Origin of the sequence: Paraburkholderia sp., from assembly GCF_034668105.1 — a bacterium.
Classification (GTDB): domain Bacteria; phylum Pseudomonadota; class Gammaproteobacteria; order Burkholderiales; family Burkholderiaceae; genus Paraburkholderia.
In genome coordinates this window covers 1-2,855 of record NZ_JAXDPY010000466.1, presented here as the reverse complement: position 1 = coordinate 2,855, position 2,855 = coordinate 1, and the positions used below count along the sequence as shown (strand labels likewise).

Annotated in this window: 2 protein-coding genes and 1 pseudogene; 2 read left to right on the top strand and 1 reads right to left on the bottom strand. The window is 57.9% G+C overall.

What is annotated here, in order from left to right:
* Window positions 1-543 precede the first annotated feature (543 nt).
* Window positions 544-1,272, top strand: coding sequence for a TetR/AcrR family transcriptional regulator (locus tag QOC89_RS20990; RefSeq protein WP_323046774.1), 729 nt, complete (start codon window positions 544-546; stop codon window positions 1,270-1,272).
* A 22-nt stretch (window positions 1,273-1,294) separates the two neighbouring features.
* Here the strand turns inward: QOC89_RS20990 and QOC89_RS20985 are convergent.
* A pseudogene (locus QOC89_RS20985) lies at window positions 1,295-1,783 on the bottom strand (IS3 family transposase); the annotation flags it as partial.
* Window positions 1,784-1,950: 167 nt separating this feature from the next.
* Between QOC89_RS20985 and QOC89_RS20980 the strand changes: the two are divergent.
* Window positions 1,951-2,616, top strand: coding sequence for a GntR family transcriptional regulator (locus QOC89_RS20980; RefSeq protein WP_323046773.1), 666 nt, complete (start codon window positions 1,951-1,953; stop codon window positions 2,614-2,616).
* Window positions 2,617-2,855 lie beyond the last annotated feature (239 nt).

Sequence of the window (2,855 nt, the reverse complement as noted above, 5' to 3'; positions counted from 1 at the left end):
GCCCCAGTTGTACTTTGACACCATCCATCACGCCGAATCTCTCAAAGTGCGCTCGCGTATAACAGGTCGGCCCCAGAAAGACCATCGCGAGTACTGTTCAGTACCGTATGCGTAGTATATTAGATGTCGACACCAAAGGCGAGATATTGGGGTAAACCACAAACTATGGATGACATGTCCCAATGCTATCGGCAAACAATCGACAGAAAGAGATCCTTGGACAGGTCGTACCCAGCGGTATGATTTTTAGGAAGATTTCGATGACGGCGACGCAAGCGACGATGGCGACCCATGCAGACCCGGCCTCTCCGTCCTTCGTAGTGTCTTTCAACGGCGCGCACCAAACCGGAGATTCACAGCTGCTGCAAAAGCTTTAACCCAGCTGCAGCGATGTGAACTGTTCAGGCTTGGCTAGCGGCGCGCCGGAGATAGGAAGCATGGGCGCCTGCTAAAATGCAAATGCTTATAGGTCCTGCTTCCGCAGCCAGGTACGGATAGGTCGAGAGCGTCAGAAGCTTGTCTGAAAACACAAGGAAGGTTCGCATGCCCGCTAGAAAGACGCCTGCCCGGAAGAAACTACCGTCGCGTCTACCGGTAAGCAGATCAACGCAAAGACGTCGCGAGTTACTGACCACTGCAGCAGATATGTTCTTGGCGCGCGGGTACGATCGCGTCACCCTGGACGAGATCGTTGCCGAGGTAGGTGGTTCCAAGTCCAACGTTTATAAGCACTTCAAGGGCAAAGAGGGTCTCTTCATCGCCGCGCTCGAAAATCTTAGCAGCGAGATTTCTGGCTCAATCGTGGCCTCCGAGGGCTTCTCGCTGCCTCTGCGTCAGGCCTTGACCATGATCGGGCAAACGTTCTACAAGGCCGTGCTGCATCCCCGAACTATCGCACTGCAGCGCCTGGCAATTGCCGAGTCGAGTCGCTTTCCTCAGGTGGGACAGACGTGGTTTGATCGGGGTCCGCGTATATTTTACGAGGCAATGACAAAGTTCTTCGAGGAACGCCAGGCTCGCGGGGAGCTGCGTGCTTGCGACACGCGGGAGGCTGCCATCCTCTTTCACGACATGATGGCCTTCGATTTTTCACATCAGCTCCTGCTTGGGATCATGCGTCCACCGAAGGCGTCGGTCATCGAGGCAAAGGTTCGTTCGGTCGTCGATGCTTTCCTGAACGGGTTCGCTCACGAGCGGGAGCAAAACCTTTCGAGCGGCGGGCAGTACACCGCAGCAGTCGCAGCACTTCCGGATCAGTTGAAGGTGATGTAGCGCCCGCGCGCGACGATTTTCCATCCTTCAATTTCCAATTACGCATCCAACGAGGCCAACGCTGCGGATTACGCTCCCTGGCATCTGCGTAAACGGTTTCACGCTGTGCGAGCACTGCGGAGCTACGACGTTCTGACACCGCGCCGCTGTGACGAATTTCAGGCCGCGGTGTTCGTGCTCCTGGTTGTACCAACGCACCAACTGCTGCGTCCCCGCCCGCGCGTCATCAATGCTGCCGAACGGCCTGCACGGGAAGTGGGCGGTAATTGCAGGTTGGAAACGGTGTCTCCGCGTGGGGATTGTCACGACTCACACACGGCCGGCCGGACGATGCCACGGCCCAGGTTTTCCAGAATGGGGAGCATCGTCGCACCCTTCTTCGACATGCCGCTATCCGAGCGCAGCACTGGAGGGCTTCCTGCCACGCCCTCGGCCAGACTGCTTCACGTCGCATCAGCAACGCGGCCAGTTCCGCCGATTCCGCATCATGCACGTCAAGACCGACAAATTTGCCCCTGGCAGCACCTGAATACTGCCCGTCAAGCGATGGACTCGATGATATAAAATGGATATATCTGATACACAGAGGATAATCCAATGGCCGCAGGCTCCCCCGCACGAAAGTCCGTCACCGGCGGCAAGACCGCCACACGGGCATCTACGCCTGCGCGAGCGCTCATGCCGAGCCGTTCAAAACGCGCGCAGCCAGAGAGTCTCACCGAGCAGGCCTATGCCCAGCTCGAAGAACTTATTGTGACGCTACAGCTCGAACCTGGGACGACCGTCTCCGAGCTCGCGTTGAGCGAGATGACCGGGATCGGCCGCACGCCGATCAGAGAGGCAATTCAGCGTCTCGCACGCGAACACCTGATCCTGATCCTGCCGCAGCGCGGTTTGCTGATACCCGAAATCGACGTCAAAAAGCAACTCCGGTTACTTCGGACCCGCCGGGAAGTCGAGAGATTGATTTGCCGCTCGGCAGCGAAATCTGCGACTCCGCAAGAAAGGGACGTGTTCGCTGAACTCGCCGCGGAATTTCAGGAGGCTTCGCGCAACAACGATGATGTCAGCTTTGTGCGCCTCGATCGCGAATTCAATGAGCTGTGCCTGATCGCCGCTCGAAACGAGTTTGCGGAAGGCGCTATGCGCCAGATGCACGGACTGTCCAGGCGATTCTGGTACGTGCATTACCGACAGGCGGCAGATTTACCCGAGATGGCACGGCTACATGGGGCGGTCGCGCAGGCAATCGCCGAAGGCGGCGTCGACGATGCCGGCCAGGCGCTCGACGCCCTGCTCGATAACATCGAGGAATTCACGCGTTCGACGGTCTTTGAGGTTTAAGGCTCTCAGCAAACTACGCCGGCGCAACTGTTCGCCAGGGCGGCGCTGCGACCTGGCGAACAGTTGCGCATGGAAGCGCTCCTCCCTCAAGAAGGTAGCAAGCCTCTCGCTTCGTCGCTCAGCGTCAGTTCCTTCAGCGTCGCCTCATCTTTGGCGATAGCCCGAGGTAAATAGTCGCGGATGAACTCTATCCAGGTCCGGATCTTCGCGTCGACGTATCGCCGTGAAGCGTATATTGC